Source organism: Nostoc sp. S13 (assembly GCF_029379315.1).
Taxonomy (GTDB): Bacteria; Cyanobacteriota; Cyanobacteriia; order Cyanobacteriales; family Nostocaceae; genus Nostoc.
On record NZ_JAQYWQ010000016.1, the window covers coordinates 31,098 to 53,212 of the forward strand.

The 22,115-nt window shown below is 40.9% G+C and carries 22 protein-coding genes and 3 pseudogenes; 12 read left to right on the forward strand and 13 right to left on the reverse strand.

Going from position 1 to position 22,115, the window contains the following annotated elements; genetic code table 11:
- The 6 genes and pseudogenes from PUQ00_RS08050 to PUQ00_RS08075 all read right to left on the reverse strand — a co-directional run.
- Positions 1-997: class I SAM-dependent methyltransferase (locus tag PUQ00_RS08050; protein ID WP_300414939.1), on the reverse strand; the 997-nt coding region annotated here is incomplete at its 3' end.
- Between the two features lie 22 nt (positions 998-1,019).
- Positions 1,020-1,541: a class I SAM-dependent methyltransferase gene (locus tag PUQ00_RS08055; RefSeq protein WP_300414941.1), complete on the reverse strand. Its 522-nt coding sequence runs from the start codon at positions 1,539-1,541 to the stop codon at positions 1,020-1,022.
- A 152-nt stretch (positions 1,542-1,693) separates the two neighbouring features.
- Positions 1,694-3,085 (reverse strand): ABC transporter ATP-binding protein, encoded by a 1,392-nt coding sequence (locus PUQ00_RS08060; protein ID WP_300414943.1) that lies wholly within the window; start codon positions 3,083-3,085, stop codon positions 1,694-1,696.
- A 76-nt stretch (positions 3,086-3,161) separates the two neighbouring features.
- Positions 3,162-4,007 carry an ABC transporter permease gene (locus PUQ00_RS08065; protein ID WP_300415036.1) on the reverse strand — a complete coding sequence of 282 codons (846 nt, stop codon included), beginning with the start codon at positions 4,005-4,007 and terminating at the stop codon, positions 3,162-3,164.
- A 240-nt stretch (positions 4,008-4,247) separates the two neighbouring features.
- Positions 4,248-4,982, reverse strand: a pseudogene (locus PUQ00_RS08070) (Uma2 family endonuclease).
- A 17-nt stretch (positions 4,983-4,999) separates the two neighbouring features.
- Positions 5,000-5,770, reverse strand: a complete 771-nt coding sequence (locus PUQ00_RS08075) for a Uma2 family endonuclease (protein WP_300414945.1) — start codon at positions 5,768-5,770, stop codon at positions 5,000-5,002.
- A 157-nt stretch (positions 5,771-5,927) separates the two neighbouring features.
- Here PUQ00_RS08075 and PUQ00_RS08080 point away from each other — a divergent pair, with 157 nt between their 5' ends.
- The 6 genes and pseudogenes from PUQ00_RS08080 to PUQ00_RS08105 all read left to right on the forward strand — a co-directional run.
- Positions 5,928-6,116 carry a DUF2862 domain-containing protein gene (locus PUQ00_RS08080; protein ID WP_300414947.1) on the forward strand — a complete coding sequence of 63 codons (189 nt, stop codon included), beginning with the start codon at positions 5,928-5,930 and terminating at the stop codon, positions 6,114-6,116.
- A 120-nt stretch (positions 6,117-6,236) separates the two neighbouring features.
- Positions 6,237-7,337: an ArsA family ATPase gene (locus PUQ00_RS08085; protein ID WP_300414949.1), complete on the forward strand. Its 1,101-nt coding sequence runs from the start codon at positions 6,237-6,239 to the stop codon at positions 7,335-7,337.
- Positions 7,338-7,473: 136 nt separating this feature from the next.
- A complete protein-coding gene (locus tag PUQ00_RS08090; protein ID WP_300414951.1) occupies positions 7,474-7,638 on the forward strand; it encodes a hypothetical protein in 165 nt (54 codons plus the stop codon).
- Entirely contained in the window at positions 7,604-8,650 is a 1,047-nt protein-coding gene (chlG, locus tag PUQ00_RS08095; protein ID WP_300414953.1) for a chlorophyll synthase ChlG, read from the forward strand. The genes PUQ00_RS08090 and chlG overlap by 35 nt, the downstream gene beginning before the upstream one ends.
- Before the next feature lie 192 nt (positions 8,651-8,842).
- Positions 8,843-9,130 (forward strand): hypothetical protein, encoded by a 288-nt coding sequence (locus PUQ00_RS08100; protein WP_300414955.1) that lies wholly within the window; start codon positions 8,843-8,845, stop codon positions 9,128-9,130.
- Positions 9,131-9,245: 115 nt separating this feature from the next.
- A pseudogene (locus PUQ00_RS08105) lies at positions 9,246-9,419 on the forward strand (NUDIX hydrolase); the annotation flags it as partial.
- Between the two features lie 51 nt (positions 9,420-9,470).
- Here PUQ00_RS08105 and PUQ00_RS08110 read toward each other — a convergent pair.
- Together PUQ00_RS08110 and PUQ00_RS08115 are read right to left on the reverse strand one after the other, a co-directional pair.
- Entirely contained in the window at positions 9,471-10,649 is a 1,179-nt protein-coding gene (locus tag PUQ00_RS08110) for a DUF3322 and DUF2220 domain-containing protein (RefSeq protein ID WP_300414957.1), read from the reverse strand.
- A complete protein-coding gene (locus tag PUQ00_RS08115) occupies positions 10,642-12,192 on the reverse strand; it encodes an SbcC/MukB-like Walker B domain-containing protein (RefSeq protein WP_300414959.1) in 1,551 nt (516 codons plus the stop codon). Before PUQ00_RS08115 ends, PUQ00_RS08110 begins: the two co-directional genes overlap by 8 nt.
- Positions 12,193-12,194: 2 nt before the next feature.
- On the opposite strand from PUQ00_RS08115, the gene PUQ00_RS08120 reads away from it, so the two are divergent.
- Positions 12,195-13,036, forward strand: a protein-coding gene (locus PUQ00_RS08120) for an IS5 family transposase (RefSeq protein ID WP_300414961.1) whose coding sequence is annotated in 2 segments (ribosomal slippage) — positions 12,195-12,579 and positions 12,579-13,036 — 843 coding nt in all. Because the reading frame shifts where the segments join, the coding sequence is not laid out codon by codon here.
- Here the strand turns inward: PUQ00_RS08120 and PUQ00_RS08125 are convergent.
- Both PUQ00_RS08125 and PUQ00_RS08130 read right to left on the reverse strand, forming a co-directional pair.
- Positions 13,000-13,464, reverse strand: coding sequence for a DUF3375 family protein (locus PUQ00_RS08125; RefSeq protein WP_300414963.1), 465 nt, complete (start codon positions 13,462-13,464; stop codon positions 13,000-13,002). The genes PUQ00_RS08120 and PUQ00_RS08125 overlap by 37 nt on opposite strands.
- Before the next feature lie 113 nt (positions 13,465-13,577).
- Positions 13,578-14,501: a nucleoside hydrolase gene (locus tag PUQ00_RS08130; protein WP_300414965.1), complete on the reverse strand. Its 924-nt coding sequence runs from the start codon at positions 14,499-14,501 to the stop codon at positions 13,578-13,580.
- Positions 14,502-14,516: 15 nt separating this feature from the next.
- On the opposite strand from PUQ00_RS08130, the gene PUQ00_RS08135 reads away from it, so the two are divergent.
- A complete protein-coding gene (locus PUQ00_RS08135; RefSeq protein WP_300414967.1) occupies positions 14,517-14,948 on the forward strand; it encodes a nucleoside deaminase in 432 nt (143 codons plus the stop codon).
- A 125-nt stretch (positions 14,949-15,073) separates the two neighbouring features.
- On the opposite strand, the gene PUQ00_RS08140 is transcribed toward PUQ00_RS08135, so the two are convergent.
- Positions 15,074-16,195: a metallophosphoesterase gene (locus PUQ00_RS08140; RefSeq protein WP_300414969.1), complete on the reverse strand. Its 1,122-nt coding sequence runs from the start codon at positions 16,193-16,195 to the stop codon at positions 15,074-15,076.
- A 577-nt stretch (positions 16,196-16,772) separates the two neighbouring features.
- Between PUQ00_RS08140 and PUQ00_RS08145 the strand changes: the two are divergent.
- From PUQ00_RS08145 to PUQ00_RS08160, 4 genes and pseudogenes are all read left to right on the forward strand, one after another.
- Positions 16,773-17,514, forward strand: a pseudogene (locus tag PUQ00_RS08145) (Crp/Fnr family transcriptional regulator).
- A gap of 85 nt (positions 17,515-17,599) precedes the next feature.
- On the forward strand, positions 17,600-18,310 hold the full coding sequence (locus tag PUQ00_RS08150; RefSeq protein ID WP_300414971.1) for a Crp/Fnr family transcriptional regulator: 711 nt from the start codon (positions 17,600-17,602) through the stop codon (positions 18,308-18,310).
- Positions 18,311-18,484: 174 nt separating this feature from the next.
- Positions 18,485-18,895, forward strand: a complete 411-nt coding sequence (locus PUQ00_RS08155; RefSeq protein WP_300414973.1) for a response regulator — start codon at positions 18,485-18,487, stop codon at positions 18,893-18,895.
- A gap of 418 nt (positions 18,896-19,313) precedes the next feature.
- A complete protein-coding gene (locus PUQ00_RS08160) occupies positions 19,314-19,967 on the forward strand; it encodes a peptidoglycan-binding domain-containing protein (protein WP_300414975.1) in 654 nt (217 codons plus the stop codon).
- A gap of 294 nt (positions 19,968-20,261) precedes the next feature.
- Here PUQ00_RS08160 and wecB read toward each other — a convergent pair whose 3' ends face one another.
- On the reverse strand, positions 20,262-21,392 hold the full coding sequence (wecB, locus tag PUQ00_RS08165) for a UDP-N-acetylglucosamine 2-epimerase (non-hydrolyzing) (protein ID WP_300414977.1): 1,131 nt from the start codon (positions 21,390-21,392) through the stop codon (positions 20,262-20,264).
- A gap of 267 nt (positions 21,393-21,659) precedes the next feature.
- Positions 21,660-22,031 (reverse strand): hypothetical protein, encoded by a 372-nt coding sequence (locus tag PUQ00_RS08170; RefSeq protein ID WP_300414979.1) that lies wholly within the window; start codon positions 22,029-22,031, stop codon positions 21,660-21,662.
- Positions 22,032-22,115 lie beyond the last annotated feature (84 nt).

Here is a 22,115-nt window from a genome sequence, read left to right on the forward strand (position 1 = left end):
ACTGCGATCGCTCCAATTCAGCCTGAGTTTGTTGCACTTGAGAGTGCGATCGCTCTAATTCAGCTTGAGTTTCTTGCAGTTGAGAATGCGAGCGCTCAAATTGTGTCTGAGTTTCTTGCAGTTGAGATTGCGAGCGCTCAAATTGTGTCTGAGTTTCTTGTAATTGAGATTGCGAGCGCTCAAATTGTGTCTGAGTTTCTTGTAATTGAGATTGTGATCGCTCTAATTCTGTCTGAGTTTGATGCAAACCTATTTCCATCAACTTCAAGAAATCATCCTGGCTATCAATATAGACTGAATCAATATTTGGCTTAGTAGTAAAACTCTTGTTGGAACATACTGCAAAAAAATAAATTGGTGCATTTAAACTAGAAACTTTTTGCTCGACTTGATTACCGTCTGTTGTATAAGCTTTAAAAACATTTGCTTTGGAATTTTCTAATTCAAATATGAAAGAACCTATAGCTATTCTTTGTCCATAAATCTCAACATAACCAAAATAACGTCTCAATAAGGCTGCTAATTCATCATGGTAAAGCTCTTTGACATGAAATGGATTAGAATATTTCGGTTCATCTGAATAAGTTAAGCGATTAGGAGAGGAAATAATTAAGACTCCATCCGGCTTAAGAACTCGCTTAATCTCCTGCATCATTTCTTCATGCTTATCGTGATGCTCGATTGTTTCAAAAGATGTTACTACGTCAACTGAATTATCGGATAGTGGTACTGAGTCGCACGAACCCACTATAAACCTTACATTATTATGAGTACTATACTCATTAGTGGCATAATCTACAACTTCAGAGTTTATATCAACTCCAACAACTGACTTGGCTGTACTTGCGAACAATGCACAACCATATCCTTCACCGCAAGCGATATCTAATACAGTTTTCCCAGCTACATAGTCAACACATAGAGCATATCGATGTAGATGCTCATATTTAATTTGACCATTTAGAGAAGGAACGTATCTCTCACCTGTAAATTCCATACTTACTATCAACTTGATAAAATTACTTTACTGCTACTAATGCTTGTGCAGCAGGATAGTCAACAGAGAACAGCCGACACTCTGGAAATCCTGCTTGGATTACGTGCTTCCACGCGTCACATCCATATTCTGTATGAACTACAAAATCTGGTTGATTTTCTTGAGAACCATGATAACTTGCAGGCATACCTTCTCTATAAATAGTTAGCCTATCAACAATCATCGGTATAGTAAAAGCACAATATCCCCCAGGCTTTAATACCCTGTAGCACTCCGATAAACCTCGAATTGGATGCTTGATGTGTTCTAAAACATCTGAATGAACAACTAAATCAAAAGTCATATTTGCGATATTCATATTCATCATATCCATTTCTGGATATACTTTTAAGGTATGACCTGGTATTTCGACTAAAAACTTTGTTAAACTCCCCGCTTCATTAACTTCTAGTATTTGTAAGTTTTGGTTTTTTTTATCTTTCACAAAATCTTTAAAAAACCCCGTATAACCAAAACATCTCATTATTGCTTTGGCTAGTGACATTGAGCGTAAATTAGACTTACAGTCTATGCAATGTAGACCTTGCTGTTTGTTAATATATTTGACTTCATAAGATGCTATACGCCATTCATCGATTAATTCTCTCCACAAAACATCGTCAGCTTTTAAGTTACTCGAACCGCAACAATAACAAATCATTTTGTTAAGGTATTTGTTAATAATTGATTTGTTAAGAAAATATCGACTTCATGGGAAACAGTAACTTTGGTAAATCTAATAAAACCAAAAGTTAAATCGGTAACTCCCGACTCTATAGCGATAGGAGCCTGTAACCAATCCATCATTTCATGGCTTTCCTGGCTACCATCGGCTACGGCAGGTTCAAGTGAATAAGTATCACTTTTAATATGAGGCCATTTTATGTTAAATTTCACACTAATCAATTTTTCTTTTTCAAATTTGGGTAATGGATGCTTATACTGATGTGTGTTCCATCCAGCAATTGGTACTCTTAATCTGTCATACATTGTAATACCAAAGATGGGACTTTCAATGTGGTCGTGACTGACAATTTTTGTGCAGATTATCAAAGTATCATTAGGCATAACAAAACCTGTTTTTTGCCCTTCGTCGTTGAAAATTTCTAAGCTTAAAATTTCACAACGTCCCGTACCAAACCTCTTAACTGTCGGAAAGGACAGGAATTCTTTTTTAGTAAAATAATTTTGATTTAGATTTTCTATATATTTATCCGATTTAACTTCTATGTTTCCTTCGGAATTTTTGATTATTTCTATATCTGGTTGTGAATCACTTAAGCGTTCTGTCTTATTTTTTATTCCATCATTTATTTTTTCATATACCCAGGCTTGGTATGATTTACTAATATCTACTGGAGTACCTTTTTCAACAATTTGACCATGATTAATCCAAATAGCACTTGAACACAGACGATTTACAGATGCTAGATCATGAGACACAAATAAAATGGTTCCACCAGAGTCTTGAAAGTCTTTAATTTTTGCCATACAGCGATGCACAAATATGCCATCTCCTACAGACAAAGCTTCATCTACAATCAAAATTTCGGGATTAACATTAATCGCTACTGCAAAGGCCAAGCGGACAAACATACCACTAGAATAAGTTTTAACAGGTTGATCAATAAAATCTCCTATATCTGCAAATGCGGCTATTTCTTCAAATTTTTGCTCAAGTTCTGTTTTACTTAAGCCGAGTATCTGTCCATTAAAAAATACGTTTTGTTGTCCGGTAAACTCTGGGTTGAATCCACTTCCTAACTCTAGCAATGCCGAAACTCGACCATTAACTTTTACATTACCTTTAGTTTGAGTCATAGTCCCGGCAATAATTTGCAGGAGTGTACTTTTGCCAGAACCATTTTTACCAATAATTCCCACAGTTTCTCCCTTGGGAATATTCAAGTTAATATCGCGCAGCGCCCAAAATTCATCTGCTCTACTTTTTCCTGGTAGCAAAATTTCTTTGAGTCGATCTACAGGACGAGCATACCGTTTAAAAGACTTAGATACATTATTCAGGGAAATTACAATTTTCTCTCCCATATTTTGCTGTCAATCCTCAAAACTACCACACTATAAATCAAAGACAATTATGGCATCTACACTTTAAAATTCGTGTTTATAATACATCTGCAAAAGCTGGACGCAGGCGACGGTAACACCAAAATCCGCTACAAAAAATTACTAACGCAATTAACGAGGAAACTTCTAACTCGCTCCAATGTTTGATTTCTCCTACTAAAATTAAATCTCTATATCCTTCAACGATCGCTGTCATCGGATTTAACCAAAATACCAATCGCCGCCATTCCTCTGGAATTGCTGAGGCTGGATAAATTATTGGTGTCAAATACATCCAAATATTTAAAATTACCGCTAAACTCTGCGGGATATCTCGCAAAAATACTGTTAGTCCCGCCGCTAAATAGCCTAATCCTGCCGTTAGCAATAACTGCGGTATCCAGACCAACGGCAATAATGCCAAGGAAGTGTGTATAGTATGAGAACTGATCGCCACAAAAAAAATCAATGCTATTAAACCGAAGGAACTCTCAATAAAAGCTGAGAAAATTGGCACTAGTGGTAACAATCCTAGAGGAAACACCACTTTCTTGACTAAATTTGGCTGTACGATTACGGAACTAGCAGACTGATTCAAACCACCACTAAAAGCAATCCAAGGCACTAATCCCGCAAATAGCCATAAACCAAAGGTGAAGTTATTTTCTGGTAAACTTTTCACACTTAACTTCACTTTCAACACGATCGAAAACACATAAGTGTAAATCAGTAATTGTGATAACTGATTTAACAAAGGCCACAAATTGCCTAAAACAGAACCCTTGTAGCGCGCCTCTAAATCCCGACGCACTAAAGTTCTCAGCAAGTCAAACTTTGCCCTAAACGGTTCATATATCGGCAGGATGCGTCTTAGATTACCTGTTTTACGTACAAATCCTCGCATTGTTCGTAACAATTACCGCTTCCTCATTCACTACTTACACACCCAATTTTTCTCTATAAAGCTTTATAGCTATGAAGGCATCCTTGTATTTCTTGGGGAATATTATATTATTACTAGAAAATTCTACCCAAATCGTCTTGGTAATTATACAATAAATCGGATATTGCTAAGTATATTTTTGCTAAAAATCATAAATATGGCGACAAGGCTGGCTTTATTGTTAAGGACGGGAGTTTTTGCTTAATTCAAACCATCTGAATCAATTCCTTGCGATCGCAAATATTCTGCTAGTCTATGAGCACGTTGGCGCTCTTGTTGGGCCTGTTCCGTCAACGTCAGCACCCAACCCGCGGTATTATACCAACGTAACCATAAACCTGTTGTTTGCTGATAAGTACCCTGCCATAGCCCCAATCCTAGTTCTAACTTGTCCAGCCAGAAACGGTTTTCTGTTAGGGAAATTGCCTCATAACTAGTGCCAGTGAGTCGAAAGGCGCGGAGATTATTTTCATAACGGTCATAAACAACGTAGTAGGGAACCCGCAAAATCCCTTCGTATACTTCCCACTTCGTCGGGGGTTGATTTACCTCCCTTAATCTTTGTCCCAAGTCATCTTATTCTGTACTTGGGGAAAGTAATTCCACGATTAAAAATGGATCAACTCCCTCTTGCCAAACGACGTAACTTAAGCGGAGGTTTTCTTGTTGACTAGCACTAGCTACTCCCAAAACTAAGTACCAATCAGGACGCTTGTACCATAAGCTATGGCGGGGGTCGTAGTAAAGGTTCAAGTCCCTAGCAACTAAAATTTCCTCAGATGAATAGTTGGGAGGTTGACAAGTTTCACTGAGGAAATCTGCCTGAATGCAATGAAATTCATCTGGCAAACCTGATTCCCCGACTAATTCGCTAGGTAAATCATACATCGTCGGCATGGTTTCTTGGGGCGGACGGGGTGGAATTGGTTGATACATCACTACTACTTTGTTGCTTAACTCAAGCTATCTGGATTAACTCCTAACGATCGCAAACGTTCCGCCAACCGTTGCGATCGCAGCCGTTCTTGTTCCAACTTCAATTCTGCCTCTGATGCCTGTTGCTGCGCTTGTGATGCTTGTTGCTGCGCTTGTGATGCCTGTTGCTGCGCCTCAACAGCCACCTGTTGCGCCATAATAGCAGCTTCCTCTGGTGTTGGAACTAAATCACCATCGGGTGTAAAGTAGCGTAATTTACCTCCTTCGATGCCTAAATACAGCCTAAGCACATCGCTCCAACGCCATCCCCGCGTATTTGGTGTAATTTCCTGATACTTGTTACCTACCAATTCAAAACCCACAAATTCCAAATTCTCCGGCGAAAACCAAAAATATTCTGGTGTATGAAATCGATTTTCATAAAGATTTTTCTTCAAATTCCGGTCAATATCAGCCGTACTTTCAGAAAGTAATTCAATAATCAAATCTGGATAACGACCATCTTCCTCCCATACTACCCAGGAATTGCGCGATCGCTTTTCGGTGTCTTTGACTAAAAAAAAGTCTGGGCCTCGAAAATCTCGATTTCGCAACTGCTGACGGCTAAAATAGATTGTTAAATTCGCACCTATAAAGAAATCATTACAGTCACGCCACAGCCACTCAAGGGAAGTTACTAGCAGCAGTAGCTGCATATAGTGCAATGAAGTTTCCATCTCCGGCTCATCACTTAACAACCGAGTTGCATCGGGCATCTGTTGTTCTAGCTCTTGCGCTGTGACAAACATTGGGTATATAAGAGTTTGGTTGTTGATTTAATTTTAAGCTGTTAGGTCAGGAGTTTGGAGTTAGGAGTTATGGTTCTTCTCATCTCCCCTGAATTTGTGAGAGCAGAGTCACGGATTCCGCTACACTGAGACTTGGTTTATTGCATTGTAATTAGGCATGGAAATCGGACAAAAGGTTAAGGTTTTTCGTTTGCGCGATCGCGTTTCTCCCCCCATTGTGAAAAAACTCGGACAAGTGGGTATCATCCAAGGCTACAAAGTCACTGATGGTGGGATCGGTGTAGTGGTGCTGTTTGACGACAATTCTTCCAGTTGGTTTTTTGAAGATGAAATCAAACCTGTGTAGTAGTAAAGAACTCAGATCCGGGTTTTTCTTAGACTATAAAGTTGAAATCAGAGGTTGAGAGTCTTTATTGAGTGCTAAGTTGGAGTTGAAAAGCTCGGCGGTGAAAATAGGAATCAACTAATGGCTCTAATCTTGACATTTTTGGGCAAAGGCGGCACCGCTCGTACCAAAATTGCGATCGCCGCCGCCAAATTATTGGCAAGTCAAGGCAAGCGCGTACTTCTAGCAGGACAAGCAGAACCAACATTGGCAATTCTGCTCGGTACTCCCATTGCTGCCGATCCCCAGGAAATCGCTCCCAATTTGCAAGCAGTCCAGTTTCAAGCATCTGTACTACTAGAACGCAACTGGGATGAACTGAAGAAACTTGAGGCGCAATATCTCCGCACGCCCATCTTCAAAGACGTTTTTGGTCAAGAACTGGTAGTGTTGCCGGGGATGGACAGTGCCCTAGCCCTGAATGCTATCCGCGAATATGATGCCAGTGGCAAATATGATGCGATCGTCTACGATGGCACAGGTGACTCTTTAACGTTGCGAACGTTGGGTTTACCAGAATCTCTCAGTTGGTATGTCCGGCGATTTCGGCAATTGTTTGTCAACTCCGATTTGGGGAAGACGATTACTGAATCGCCCTTGATTCAACCAGTGATTAGCAGTTTTTTCAATATCAACTGGACAGCAGATAACTTTGCAGGGCCCACTAACCAAGTCAATAATTTATTAGAAAAGGGGAGAGCCGCTCTTGCTGACCCCAAGCGTCTCGCTGCATTCTTAGTAACCACAGGAGATCCCATTGAGGTAGCAAATGCCCGTTATTTGTGGGGTAGTGCTCAACAAATCGGTTTAACTGTCGGTGGTGTTCTGCTTGTGTCTACTGAGAACAATGTCAAGCTGTTAGAGGAATTTATACCCCTAAAAGTGAGCGTCGTTCCCGACTCGCCAACAGGTGACTGGCAACCACTGATAGATGCCCTACCCAACTTTGAAGCACAAGCTCTACAGGCTCCCAAACCAATTGAGATAGACCTCCACAACCGTCAAGTGCGCTTATTCTTGCCAGGATTTGACAAAAAGCAGGTCAAGCTCACCCAATATGGGCCAGAAGTCACGGTAGAAGCAGGAGACCAGCGACGCAATATTGCCTTACCCCCGGCTCTGAGTGGCAGACCCGTTGCTGGAGCAAAGTTTCAGAATAATTATTTGATAATTTCGTTTTAAGTTATGGGTATGGGGCATGGGGCATGGGCCATGGGGCATGGGAGATGAGGGAGTGAGGGAGTAAGGGAGTGAGAAAGTGAGGGAGTGAGGGAAAAAAATTAATAACCAATAACCAATACCCAATACCTAATGCCCAATGACGCCAGTTGCTTCTTTTAAGGGAAACGCTACGCGAACAAGTCGGGCATTGCCCGCCCAACGCACTGGCTCACCAATGCCCAATGCCCAATGCCCAATGCCCAATGCTCTATTAATCAGTAAAAATTATGTCAGAATCAACTCCCATTACCCCAGACCCTAACCCATCTGAGGCGCTAGACTCAGTGGTAAATAATCGCAACGAGCAAGCGAACGCATCTGCTGATCGCAGTGCAAAAACTAGGCAACTTTTGGGGATGAAAGGTGCAGCAGCAGGGGAAACTTCAATTTGGAAAATTCGTTTGCAGCTAATGAAGCCGATTACCTGGATTCCCCTAATTTGGGGCGTAGTCTGTGGTGCGGCTTCTTCTGGTAACTATACTTGGACGCTGGAAAATGTTTTGAAGGTAGCAACCTGTATGTTATTGGCTGGGCCATTGATGACAGGTTACACCCAAATCCTCAATGATTACTACGATCGCGAAATCGATGCGATCAATGAACCCTATCGCCCCATTCCCTCTGGGGCAATTCCCCTTTCCCAAGTAATTATTCAGATTTGGGTATTACTGATTGCTGGCAATAGTTTAGCATTTGTGCTAGATGTGTGGTCGGGTCATGAATTTCCGACAATTACAGCGATCGCAATCATCGGTTCTTTCATCGCCTACATTTATTCTGCACCTCCCCTGAAACTCAAGCAAAACGGCTGGTTAGGCAGCTACGCCTTGGGTGCAAGCTATATTACCCTACCTTGGTCTACAGGACACGCTTTATTTGGTGATCTCAATTCCACAATTGTGATTTTGACAATGTTTTACAGCTTGGCTGGATTGGGTATTGCCATTGTCAATGATTTTAAGAGTGTAGAAGGCGATCGTCAGCTAGGATTACAGTCACTACCCGTAATGTTTGGCATCACCACTGCGGCTTGGATTTGTGTAGTGACGATTGATGTCTTTCAAGGATTGATCGCAGCTTATCTCCTCAGCATCCATGAGAATTTGTACGCAGCAATACTAGTACTGTTAATCATCCCGCAAATCACCTTGCAGGATATGTATTTCCTGCGTGACCCCGTGAAGAATGATGTTAAGTACCAAGCCAGCGCCCAACCGTTCCTTGTTTTAGGAATGCTGGTAACAGGTTTAGCGCTGGGTCATGCTGGCGTCTAAGTTATACCTACAGCACATTTCAAGGAAGGTGAAGTACACAAGTTAAGTCTCAAAGGCAGGTATAAAGCGTGTTTTATTTATGAATTCTGCTGTATCTAGTGAGAAGTTAAGAATTAGGAGCAAAGCCGGAGGCGTTCCCCTCCGGTTAAGAGTTAATATACTTTTAACTCCTAATTTGTATAGCGACATACCGTGTTTAAACTGATATTTTTCTTCATTCATGGGATTCAACCTTTTTTAGTCCCGATTTGCTTCGTCGTTGCTTGGACTATAATTATTCTCGTTGTTTTGAGTCTCTGGACGGCGGCGCGAGATAGTGTGACTACAGCCAAGCAAATGCATCAAATCCCCTGTACTGGTTGCCAATTTTTTACCGACAATTACCGTCTTAAATGTACAATACGCCCATCTATTGCCAATACAGAAGAAGCGATCAATTGTTCTGACTATCAACCGAAGACGAATCCTTATCTGTATTAGTGAGTCGGGAGTGGGTGAATTGCATACCCATTTACTTCACTATTCATGAAGTGTTTATCTGTGCTCTATTTGATCTCACAGACAATCAAATTAACGCTGCTTTAGCCTACATTGTAAAAATACGAATCAAATACATTTATTTTTAGCAGAAAATGTGACCAAAGTTGGAAAGCAACAACTAGATATTACAGAAGAGATTGAAGTTATATTTATTCCTGTAGAATCAGTTTTAGATAAAATTATTCAAGGTGAAATTTCTGTAGTGGTAACTGTTGCGGCTCTCTTCTAGGTTGAAATTTGATTACTTAATTAATAATCCGTGTTGCTTTTTGGTATTTTGCTACCTGCTTAAGTCAGCTATACTAACGCACGAATTGTGTATGTATCGATAGGCAGAATCTTGACTAATGCGTTCTTGCTCTAAGCTTTTATTGTGAATAGATAAATAGGAATATAAAGCTTGTTCTTGAGGAGTCAGATAAAGTAAATTTTCCGCAGTTGATTCTGCAACAGTAACAGCAAATTCTTTAAAAGTTTCAAACGTTTTTACATCCATCATTATGGAAATAGCTTGAGGGAAATAAGAGCGGAGTTGAGAGAGGATCTTAAATCCATCGGTATCCAAATCACCCCAGTAAAAGATAGGACAATACGCAAGCCAGTTTACAGATTTCAATATTTGAATAGCGTATCCGCTGCCAAATAGGGCAAAGCTGTTTTCTAGAGCAGGTAGGGTTAGAAAATTCGTCAAGTTTTCAGCTATAAAGAAACGATGCACCTTTAAATTAAGCTGTCTGAACTCGGAAATAGTGCTACTTATGTCATCAAATGGAAAGTCATACTTAGCTTTTAATACTTGATCTAAAATTCTTAATCGGATGAGAGGCTCACCATACCTGAGAGAAAATCGCTTTTCAAAAACATATTGTTTCTCACCTTGTACTGACGAAAGCAGTTCAGTAGGTAGGATAGCTTCTAAAAGATTGCGTAAAATACCCTTATTCTGTTCGATAAATTTAGTGTGAACCTGAATAGGTAATTCTCGAATATAAAGATGAGGTTTGGGATTAGATTGAAAGTATCGGCAAACCTTTAGTAAATCACTCCAGCGATCGCTATATTCAATCACTTTTACAGGGTTTTGGTTAAGCCAGCAATTCAGTTCAGGAACTTCAAAAAGAATTAATTCTATATCTGTCTTGAATTTTGAGAACTCTTTCTCCTTTTTTAGTAGTTTTAAGTAGTCCTGTTCTGTCTCAATACTAATGCGTTGAGGCAAAGACTGCTGTCCAAGCTTATGAAGCTTACGAGTTTCCAGTTCAAGTGTGTAGCCATAGCCTAAATCTTGTTTAGACTTGCTGATTAACTGAGTAACAGCTTCTCGTAAAGCAAGATAATCTTTAGGAAGAGAACCAATTGAAAAGTCGATTGGAAAAAAATTATTTCCTGTAATTACTGAACTGAGAAAGGATGGATAAAGACGTTCAGCTTTTTGTATAATTTGAACAGGACTAATCATGACTTTTACTTAAGGTAAGCTGGCGCTTTTGTCGATATTTTTCAATTGAAATGGAAGTAATACTAGAGAAGTTACCTTCAAGTGTATTAGAGACAAAATGAAGACTAGAAATGTATGACTCAATTACATTAATTTTATCCTTGGGAGTGACGACTAACAGTTGAACGTTCAAGTTTTTAAATAGTTCCATTGCATAACGAGCATTATTGTCATCTGATTTACTAAATACTTCGTCAATAACAACAAACCGGAAAGATTTATTTTTTGCAGTGTCTTGATTTAAATCAAACTGATAAGCGATCGCAGATGCCAGGATAGTGTATGCTAATTTAACTTTTTGCCCACCAGATTTACCAGATGAGTCAGTATGATGTTCTTTTTCAATATTGTCTGAACGATAGCGTTCAATCACTGAAAAACCTAGCCAATTTCGGACATCTGTTACTAATAATGTCCAACGCTGCTCCTGTGATTTGAACCTTTCAATGAGGCGAGTTTTAATATTGTGAAAACGTTGCTCGTTGTCTTCAGCACTTTGGTAAGCAACATCACCCAAGCAAATTTTTAAATCTTCCTTAAAATTTTTAATTTCCTGATTATGGCTTGGTTCATAGCACAACTCAATGTAAGTTAAATCTGTGTAATCCACTTGTCGTAAAGATTTATTTAACTCATCAATATTTTCCTGTATTTCTTCTTCTTGTTTCTCTAATTGCCCCTTAAATCCTACAATTGCTTCGATAACTTTGCCAGTCATCAAACGCTTAAACCGTTCTTCGTGACGAGGTAAATCATCATGCTCAATTTGAGTCTTTAGCTGAAGATATTCGTCTAAAAAATCAAGCGTTATTGCCAGTTCTACTGTTATTTCAGGAAAAGCATTCTTAAAGTTGTGCATTCGTATAGTCAAGGCGCTACGGGAGTCATCCTGTTGTCGCTCTCTTAGGCGAAGTTCTTGCTCAAGGTATTTTTGCAAGTCAGACTCATCTTGAGCGATCGCTTCTAGTGTCATCTTGTATTGCCTGAGTTTTACTGCCATGCGCGTCACAAATTTCTCAATGGCTGAAGCAGTAACAGATTGAAGTTTAATTTCACAATCCCTTTGCTCAATTTGGGCTTGGCGTTGCCGATTTTCAAGAGTCCGAATTTCTCCAATCAAAGCTGTGCGTCGTTGATCGGCTTGGGCTATTTCTTCCTTGGTTGACTCAAGTTGCGCTTCTAACTGCTTGAGATGGTCAGAACTGGCTTCTAGCTGCTGCTTTTGTTTCTGAAGGTTCTGGCAATCAAGTTCTGCCGATCGCCAATCAATTTCACTGGAGTCGGTAAATCTCATGAAATTTTCCAGCGAGGATGTTTGCTGACGGCGCTTTTTAAGCTGACTATCTAGCGATTGAATTTCTTTCTCAATCTGAGCAAGTTGTTTATTAAACTCAATTAAGTCAATTTCTAGCGCGTTGATTTTGCTGGCATTATTCCAACCCAGAATAGACCTCTTGCAAAAGTCCCAGATGCGTGGGACAAATAAGTTAGAGTTGGGTAGCATTAATGACCTACGAACAAGTAAAGATCCTAAAGCCGGAAGACTTCAAACGCTTGTGTGGTGTACGTCCAGAGACTTTTAACCAGATGCTAAAGATCGTGCGAACGCAAAAGGAAACAAAACAAAAAACAGGAAGACCAGCTAAACTCAGCATGGAAGACCAATTGTTGATGACATTGGAATATTGGAGAGAATACCGCACGTACTTTCATATTGGTCAAAGTTGGGGAGTAAACGAGTCTACAGCATATCGAATTATCCGAAAAATAGAAGATACACTGGTTAAATCCAGAACTTTTACTCTTCCTGGCAAGAAAAATTTGGCTAGTTCTAATTATCAGTTAGAAGTGGTAGTGGTTGATGTGACAGAAAGTCCAATTGAACGTCCTAAAAAAAACAGAAAAACTTCTACAGTGGTAAAAAGAAACAGCATACGCTGAAGTCACAAGTAATAGTAGACCAAGCCAATGGTCAAATCATCTGTACCGCTCATGGCAAGGGTAGAGAGCATGATTTTCGGATATTTAAAAATAGTAAAGTTAGGTTAAGACAAAACATTGAGTGCTTGGGAGATAAAGGTTATCAAGGTATTCAAAAAATCCATAGCAATAGTCGGATTCCCAAGAAAAAACCCAGGGGCGGTAAATTAAGTTATGAAGATAAAAAGAGTAATCAAGAATTAGCCAAAATTAGATTTTTATGTGCGCATGTAAATCGCAGGTTAAAGATATTTAAAGTTTTGTCTCTTACTTATAGAAATCGCCGAAAAAGATTTAGTTTGCGGTTTAATCTGATTGCTGCTCTCTACAATTACGAGCTTTTTCTCCCCAAAATCAAATCTTCCTGAGTGACTTTTGCAAGAGGTCTCTTTAATAGTGAGAAAATCTGTAAGAAGCGAGATTCAGTTCCCACAAACTCTTCTCGCCGCTTCAGGTCTTCTAACCACGCGATCGCTTTTTCAGCAGCCGGAGTTAGTGTAAATTCTGGATCGTCACTGCTGTTAAACCTTTTTCTCAAAAGCTGGTCATTACACCATTCATTGAGATACTGTTTAGGCGATTGACGAGCAATATCTGGATAAATGTCTTGCAGAAACTCCAGATAGTTATCCAGTTTAGTTTCTAAGTCTGATTGAGTGATAGAAATGCGCTGAGTTACCTTAAACTGTTCGTAAAAAAAACTCAGAATTAGAGCAGTGTTGTTATCGTTATGGCTTCGTAAAAGCTTCAGGGTGGGAGAGTTTTTTAATTCATGCTTAATTTGTTCGTATTTCATAGCAGTTTTTGATCATGAAGTAAAGCAGAGTTAAGAAAAGACAATGCAAACAACTATAGTCGTAATTTCTCAACACAGCTAACTTTGAAGTTTAATTTCTACTTTTTAGTTTTTTATCTTGCCCATTGCTGCAAAATGTAAGCATAAAAAGCTTCTTTATCTACCTGATCCATTGCAGAAATTTTCCGACCACCAGAGACAACTTTAGTCCGCCCCTGACTCAGACCAGTCGTGATAATTTCTGTTTCCCATTCACGCAACTTATAGAATTCGGGGTGTCCCAAATAAGCTGTCGCCAGCACATCCCAAAAATAATAATCCTGGGGGATAACTAGTGCATAACATTGTCCGGCTAAATCAGAGATGGGATGATGGCGTTGTCGCCCCATTTTTTGCACTAATTCTGATGTGACTGGGACATTGTTAGTTAAATCCAAAGGACACATAATAATTTCAATTTGGGTTTGCCATACCCGCGCTGCTGAAATTGCGTCCCAATAAACATTCCATTCGGCAGAACCATCTTGTCCAGGTTCTAAACTTTTTTCCACATTACCACCAACATTCAACGCACCCCCCATCCACACAATCTTATGAATCTTCGCTTCAATTTCCGGTGCTTTGTCTAAAGCCACTGCAACCGTCGTCAACGGCCCAGTTACCATCAACGTTACCGGGCTTGATGCGTTACGTAACACCTCGATCATAAAATCTTGACCTGTTTCGGCAACTAGAGGCGTAGTGATGGTTTCGCTTTGATTGAGAATCGGGAGATGGTCAACGATAAATGAATCACGGCGATAGAGAGTAGGAAATGGATTGATACCGCGCACAGTACTTTCTGCAACCGGGATATGAGAAAATCCCATCAAATCGATAATTTTACGTGTGGCGCTAACAGCCGGTTGGACATAACAATCGGCTGGAGTGACGACAACACCAAGGAGTTCAATATGATCCATTGTCAACAGCAGCATAGTTGCTAGATAATCATTTACACCACCATCGTGATCCATTAATACAAGTTGTTTTGTCATAAAAGGAGAATTAATATGGATGAGTTTATAAAAGCTGCAATTCAAGAAGCAAAACAAGGCAGACAAGAAGGTGGAATTCCCATTGGTTCGGTTCTCGTCAAGGATGGCAAAATTCTCGGCAGAGGACACAATAAACGTGTGCAAGACGCCGATCCTGTCACTCACGCCGAAATTGATTGTCTCCGCAATGCTGGGAGAGTTGGCAGCTACAGAGGTACAACACTCTATTCAACCTTAATGCCGTGTTATCTGTGCGCTGGGGCAGTGGTACAATTTGGCATTAAAAAAGTCATCGCTGGAGAATCCAAAACTTTTCCTGGTGCTAAAGAATTTATGGTATCTCACGGTGTGGAAGTAATTGATCTTAATCTTGACGAATGCGAACAAATGATGAGTGAGTTTATTGAAACTAACCCGAAACTTTGGAATGAAGATATCGGTAATTAGTTAGGAGTAGCGCTGTTAAGGTGACTTTTGCTCGCAGAATTATGGCAGGTGCGATCGCTATCTAAAAAGGAACACAGAATAACATGATGGTACAGGGGCTGATGGAAATAGGTTACTCATCACTCCTAACTCAGCAAAAGTGTGCTGTTATTATCAATCAGGGTAAGAGCTTCATTAGTAACCATGCCTGGGTTAGGCTGTGATGCACCATAAGTCTGAATGTAGCGCCGCACTTCTAGCGGAAAGTCGGGGTAATCTAACACTGCATCCCCATCGGCAATAGTTGCCCAGAAGTCGCGCAAACTAGGAGCTAATTCTTTTGCCTGTGATAATGGTAAGTATAATGGAGAGTCAGTTAGTAACTTGACTAGGAAGGGGAAAGAGCGATCGCCCATCCACTGCCGCGATGACTGTTGCAAGTCGGGGAACTCAGGCACTGACTCTACGCGATGGGATGAAATTTGCAACCATTCTTTACCTTGGTTATCCCGATGAAACTCTAGCACCCGATAAGGGTGAGGATAACTAACTAAAGAACCAGTGGTAATATCATATACTCCTTGGGAGTAAGCAACATCCTGAATGTGCAAATGCCCGGTAAACACTAGCTTGACTCCGTAGCGCCTCAGCAACTGCAAAAGTTCTGCTGAATTGGACAACATATAGCGATTTGCCAGTGGATGGCTCGATTGATTCGGTAAATGCTCCACCACATTATGATGCACCATCACCAGAATTAATTCATCACCAGACGCCGCCAGCACCTCTTCTAACCACCGTAGCTGTTTGGTATCCAAACACCCCACTTGCTCACCCTGGTCATTAAAAGAGTTAGAATTCAGTCCAATCAGCTTAACTCCAGGCAATAACTGACGAATGTAGTAAATCTGCTGTGGATCGTCATAGCCAAACTTCGTGTAATAGTAGGGAAAATCTGTAAAACCAATTGATTGCTTATCAGCCAACAGCACAGGAACGTCATGATTACCAGGAACAACATACACGGGAAAAGGTAGCTGGGCTAAACATTGTTGCAACCAGGCGTGGTTCTCTGGTTCGCCGTGCTGGGTTAAATCTCCTGGCAACAACAAGAAATCTAAATCGAGTTGTCTTAAATGTTCTAATACACTTTTAAATGCTGAGATACTGACTTCCACTAAATGAAATCGACTGGGATGATCCCAGATTGTGTGAGGAAGTGCTAGGTGTAAGTCGCTAACTACCGCAAAGCGAAAATTGAGAGCCATTGATTTATGAAAATGTTAAAAGCAGGGGTTAAAATAAGCCTTTTCCCAAAAGTATAACCCTTACTCTCTCTCCCTGCTCAGGAGTGCGTTTACTTAACATTTGTATACATTACAGCAATTTTCAGCTAAATAGACCACGCGGTAGGGAACATTGCTCATACGTGTCAACTTAAGTGTAAATTGGCGGTTAGCAACCACACGGCAGTTGCTTCTCGCTTCGCTTCGCGTCTTGTAGAGAAGGGGAGACGCGCAAAGGACAAGTCGAGGATTCAACAATTTTAATTCTGTGCAATACAGACAGTGGGCGTGTACAGATTTCCTACTTGGCGTTGTATTTCATAGAGGCGTAGCGGTTACTCTCTGAAAACGCTAAAAGCGAACCCGCAAGATATGAAATATGTTAATATATTTAAATGATTTAAAAACTGCTAGAAACTTGAGTAATGCTTAGGTTTTAATCTACTTATCTCTAAGTAGCTTGTTTTCAAATCTTTAATCACAACTTTTTTTAGGGATTACACCTTTTGACATTGGGATTAGATTCTTAAGTCACCTACTTTAAAAAGAGTGACTTCTAATGTCATTAGATAAAAACCTTTTTCAGCAACCATCAAATAAGCTGCTCGCAGCTATGCCAGCCAGTGATTATCAGCGTCTTGTCCCCCATCTAAAGCTAGTTCCGCTCGAAGTTCCGCAAATCCTTTACCAAGCAGGCGAACCGATGACACACGTCTATTTTCCTGAAAAGTCAATGGTTTCTATAGTTACTACTATGGAAGATGGCTCAACAGTGGAAGTTGGGATAGTAAGCAATTATGGTGGGTATCCCGGTAATTTTAGGAAACAAGGCCACAACCACAACATCATTTGTGCAGATTTCGGGCGCTGCTATGCAGATGAATGCAGATGTACTTAAAGCCGAGTTCAATGCGGGCGGAGCTATTCAAACCCTGCTGCTGCACTACGTACAAGCTGTATACTCTGAACTGGCGCAAACAGCTGCCTGCAACCGTCTGCATACCTTAGAAGAGCGGCTGGCTCGCTGGCTACTGACAGTCTCTGAGCGTTTGGAATCAGAAGATTTTCCCCTCACGCAAGAATTTATCGCCCAGATGCTAGGTGTACGTCGTTCTGGCGTTACAGTTGCGGCTAGCACCCTCAGCCGAGCCGGAATGATCAGCTATCACCGTGGTCATATTAACATCCTGAACCGAGAGGATTTGGAAGCAACTTCTTGCGAGTGTTATAGAGTCATACAAAACGAATTTGCTCGCTTACTGGGCATGAAGCCCAGTAAGCGAGCCAAAAAATTTTTTTGAGTTATATGTCCGAAACCGAACAGACTCGCAAAAGTCACTTGATTTAAAGTATATTGAGCAAATTTATCTTTTAATGTAATGTTCAGTGAGCAAAAACACTCTTAAGCCGCAAGTAAATAAGTTACTCGCGGCTTTGTCAACTAGTGATTATCAGCGTCTTGTTCCGCACCTGAAGTTGGTTTCGCTTTCGACTCGGCAAGTCATTTACGAATCAAAAGAACCGATCACACAGGTCTATTTTCCCCAACACGGAGTAGTTTCTTTAGTCACTAATATGAAAGATGGCTCGATGATGGAAGTTGGGATAGTGAGCAATGAAGGGATGCTAGGTATCCCAATAATTTTAGGAGGCAAGACAACAACCACAAAAGCGTTTGTGCAGGTTTCGGGTGCTGCTATGCAGATGGATGCAGGTGTACTTAAAACCGAGTTCAATCAGGGCGGAGCTATTCAAAAGCTGCTGCTGCGCTATGTACAAGCTGCATACACTGAACTGGTGCAAGGATGTGCCTGCAACCGTTTTCATACCCTAGAGGAGCGGCTGGCTCGTTGGTTACTGACAGTCTCTGACCGTCTAGAATCAGAGGATTTTCCGCTCACGCAAGAATTTATCGCCCAGATGCTGGGTGTACGGCGCTCCGGTGTGACAGTAGCGGCTAATACCCTGAGCCGAACCGGAATCATTCGCTACCAGCGTGGTTATATTAGCATTCTGAACCGAGAGGATTTGGAAGCAACTTCCTGCGAGTGTTATCGAGTCATACAAGGCGAATTTGCTCGGTTGCTGGGCAATTAGCCAAGGCGCGATCGCCAATAAATAATTTTAAGTTATTCTGTCCGAAACCGGACAGACGCTTGCTAGTTAGTTCCTTTAAGATTTAGTTAAATAGACATCAAATGGCATTTACAAATACCTGCCTTTTGAGGTAGTTGCTACTCCAAGTGTTTGAGTTACAAGGCCGCGAGAATAATGTCAAATCAATCGATATCTTTTAAAGGTCTGCGATTGCTCGTTGTGGATGACGACCCTGATACGAGAACATTACTTACTTTCCTGTTTGAATTAGACGGAGCAGAGATAGTCACAGCCGCTTTAGCAGGTGAGGCTCTAGAAATAATGTCATCTTTTAAACCAGACATCCTAATTAGTGACATTTATTTACCAGATGAAGACGGCTACTCACTGCTCTTGAAAGCCAGAAATCTGGAAGCAAAGCGAGGGAGAAAGATTCCAGCTATTGCTCTAACGGCATCTGCTTTAGACGAAGACCGTAAACGTGCATCATTAGCCGGTTATGATATATACCGATGCAAACCAGTAGACTTAGACGAGTTAGCTTCTGTGGTTGCTAATTTAGCTAGACTCGAACTATACGCTTGACATATTTGGATGCGACAAAGCAGAAGCCAGTAAACTTTAACTAAATTTTATTTATTTTGTCAGAAATCTTTTGACTATAGGACTTACGCATTGACAGACATAACCAAATGTGCTTTACCTCTCATTACAAGGCAGAGCCTTGTAATGCTCTTGTGGGAGGGCTGCTGCCTCTTATCAAACTGGGAGGCAGCAGCCCAGGAACGAGGCAGGGCAAGACTTTTATCTTAATAAGCTTGATATGCACATGATACTCAATTTGTAAAGTGCGTAAGTCCTAGACTAATTTTATTTTTTCTTAATTTCGCTACCAGTACAAACCTGTTGAAAGGTAAAGATATAAAATATACTAAGAATAAATACAGAGAAGAACCAAGTAATTCTCTGGAAATACTCATTTTTGTATCTAAGGGAGCGGATCATGGAATATCTTGCTTATTCTCACATGTTTATTGCTCAAGAAGAGGCATCTGGAAACACCAAATCTCAATGGAATTGGAAAAAACTTTTTAAATCTTCCGACATAGCTATTGCTCAAGAAAAGGCATCTGGAATCACCAAATCTCAATGGAATTGGAAAAAACTGCTTAAATCTTCGGCTTGGTTAGCTTTAGCTGGCGTTGGTGTATTACTTGTTGCTGTTACCCAAATTGAAATGAGTTCGGCTGCATATGTCAAGACTAACGGCAGTTGTTTACGTGTCCGTACAGGCCCAAGCAGCAACTATTCATATGTGGACTGTGTACCAAATGGCGCAACACTTCCAGCGATTGAAAGGTATGAAAACGGTTTTGCTAGACTTTCTACGGGTAGATACATTTTTGCCCGATGGATTGGCGATAAACCTAACAATCGTCCTGTGACTAGACCTGGTGGTGTTGGCGGTTCGGTAATTCTTACCCCTGGTTCTAAAGGTCTGCTTGTGAGAGACGTTCAAACAGCTTTAGGTAATCTCAGAGTTGACGGAATTTACGGTCAAGAAACTGTCAGCCGAGTCCGCAGCTTTCAGGCAAGTAAAGGTCTACTTGTAGATGGTGTTGTAGGCCCCGAAACTCGATCATCTCTGGGTATTTAGATCCTCTTCCCTTTGTAACGGTAGTCGCTACAACGGGGAGGCAGTCCCTTGGGTGAGTAATGCCCGACTTGTACCCCTGCAATACAAGCAAGCTACTCGTAGCGTCTCCGACAGGAGAAGGAACTACCGGGGCAACTCCCCTCCGGGTTCATCAGTCGCCTATGGCGGAAAACCCACCGGCAACGCTGGATTCATCACAAGGCGCTGCCTCTGCTTTGTGGTTCGTTTTTTGATGCTCCTGGCTAAATTAAACTTGTAGATTACAGAAATTTTGCATTTTGTTAAATTTAAGTACTAAGTTGATGTTTCTGATGAAAAACCCAAGTAATTTTGCACAATCTGTAAAATGCGCTCTGCTGCATGACCATCGCCAAAGGGATTGATTGCATTTGCCATTGCTTCATAAGCATCTGGATCACTGAGTAACTCCGCAGCAGCTGCAAAAATGTTCTCACTCGTAGTGCCTACAAGTTTAGCTGTACCAGCTGCAACAGCCTCTGGTCTTTCGGTGGTGTCTCTCAAAACCAGTACTGGTTTTCCCAAACTGGGGGCTTCTTCCTGCAAACCACCAGAGTCAGTAAGCAAAAGATGCGATCGCCCAATTGCTCCCACCAATTCGCCATAATTTAGAGGTTCTGTCAAGAAAATTCGGGGATGATTGCTTAAAAGTTCCTGCAACGGGACTCGCACTGTCGGATTGCGGTGCAATGGTAGCAGCAAAGCTGTATCAGGAAACTTGTCTAAAATTTGTAAAAAGCCCTGAGCGATCGCTAGCAGAGGTTCTCCCCAATTCTCCCGGCGATGAACTGTTGCCAACAAAACGCGATATGATTCCCAGTCTAACCCTGGGACATTGCAAACTACTTGGGTTGCAGCTACATTCAACAGCGCATCAATTACCGTATTACCCGTCATGTGAATTTCACCCAAAACACCAGAACGGTGCAAATTTTCCACAGCCCAAGGAGTTGGTGCAAAGTGCAACTGAGTAATTTGAGAAATTAACCGCCGATTAGCTTCTTCTGGATAAGGATTGAATATATCATCAGTTCTTAATCCTGCTTCTACATGACCCACAGGGATTTTTTGATAAAAAGCTGCCAAAGCTGCGGCAAAAGCCGTGGTCGTGTCTCCCTGCACCAGCACTAAATTAGGCTTTTTCTCCTGGAATAAGGCTTCTAACCCTTGTAAACTGCGGCAGGTAATATCATTTAGAGATTGTCGAGCCTGCATAATTTCCAAGTTATAATCTGCCTTGATGTTGAACAGCTGCATAACTTGCTCAACCATCTCCCGATGCTGTCCAGTTAAAATTACTTGCAACTCAAAACCTGAACACTTCTGGAAAACCTGAATCACTGGAGCTAGTTTAATCGCTTCTGGACGAGTACCCAAGATAATGCAAACGCATTTTTGATTAGTCATTTGTCATCTGTCATTTGCCAAAGGTCTATAGTCAATGGTTTATGGTTAATAGTCAATAGTTGGCGGTCAATCATCACATAAACCATAAATATAAAACGATAAATGACACAAAATATCAAAAAACCCAGCTTAACCGGGTAAATGCACTGTTTCTTAAATTCAACTCTAATGTCTACATCTTGATCTCACAAGTTCAAATCCCAAAGAGCATGAAAAAACCCGGCTTAACCGGGCAGACGCACTGTTTGTCGTATTTACCTGTAATAACTACTTAATCTCACAAGTTAAAGGGCAAGCAGCGTAAACAGTAGTCTGCATTTCGTCTGCCTCTCCATGCAGCCAGCTTAACCATTTGATTTGATTAGGATGAACTCCTTTAAGAGTTAGCACACCCGCAGCCAATACAACGGCGATGATATTAAACATGATTAAAGCACCTGCTACAAGCAAAACAGCACTAACAGGCATTACAGATTGCAAGATAATCGATAGCAGACATCCGACCGTAGCCATTAAGACAACTAGTGGAAAACCTACAACCAACAAGCATACTGCTAATGTAAAAGTCCATATTAAAAAGCTTTTAATCATCAACAAGGAGTAGGTCTTTCCTAGATTAGAGCTTTGAGCAGAAACCATGACTTTTCCTCCTAAAAATACACAACAAATTTTAATTATCAGTCATATCTCGCTTTTGGCGAGTAAACTGATTTCGTTTCTCAG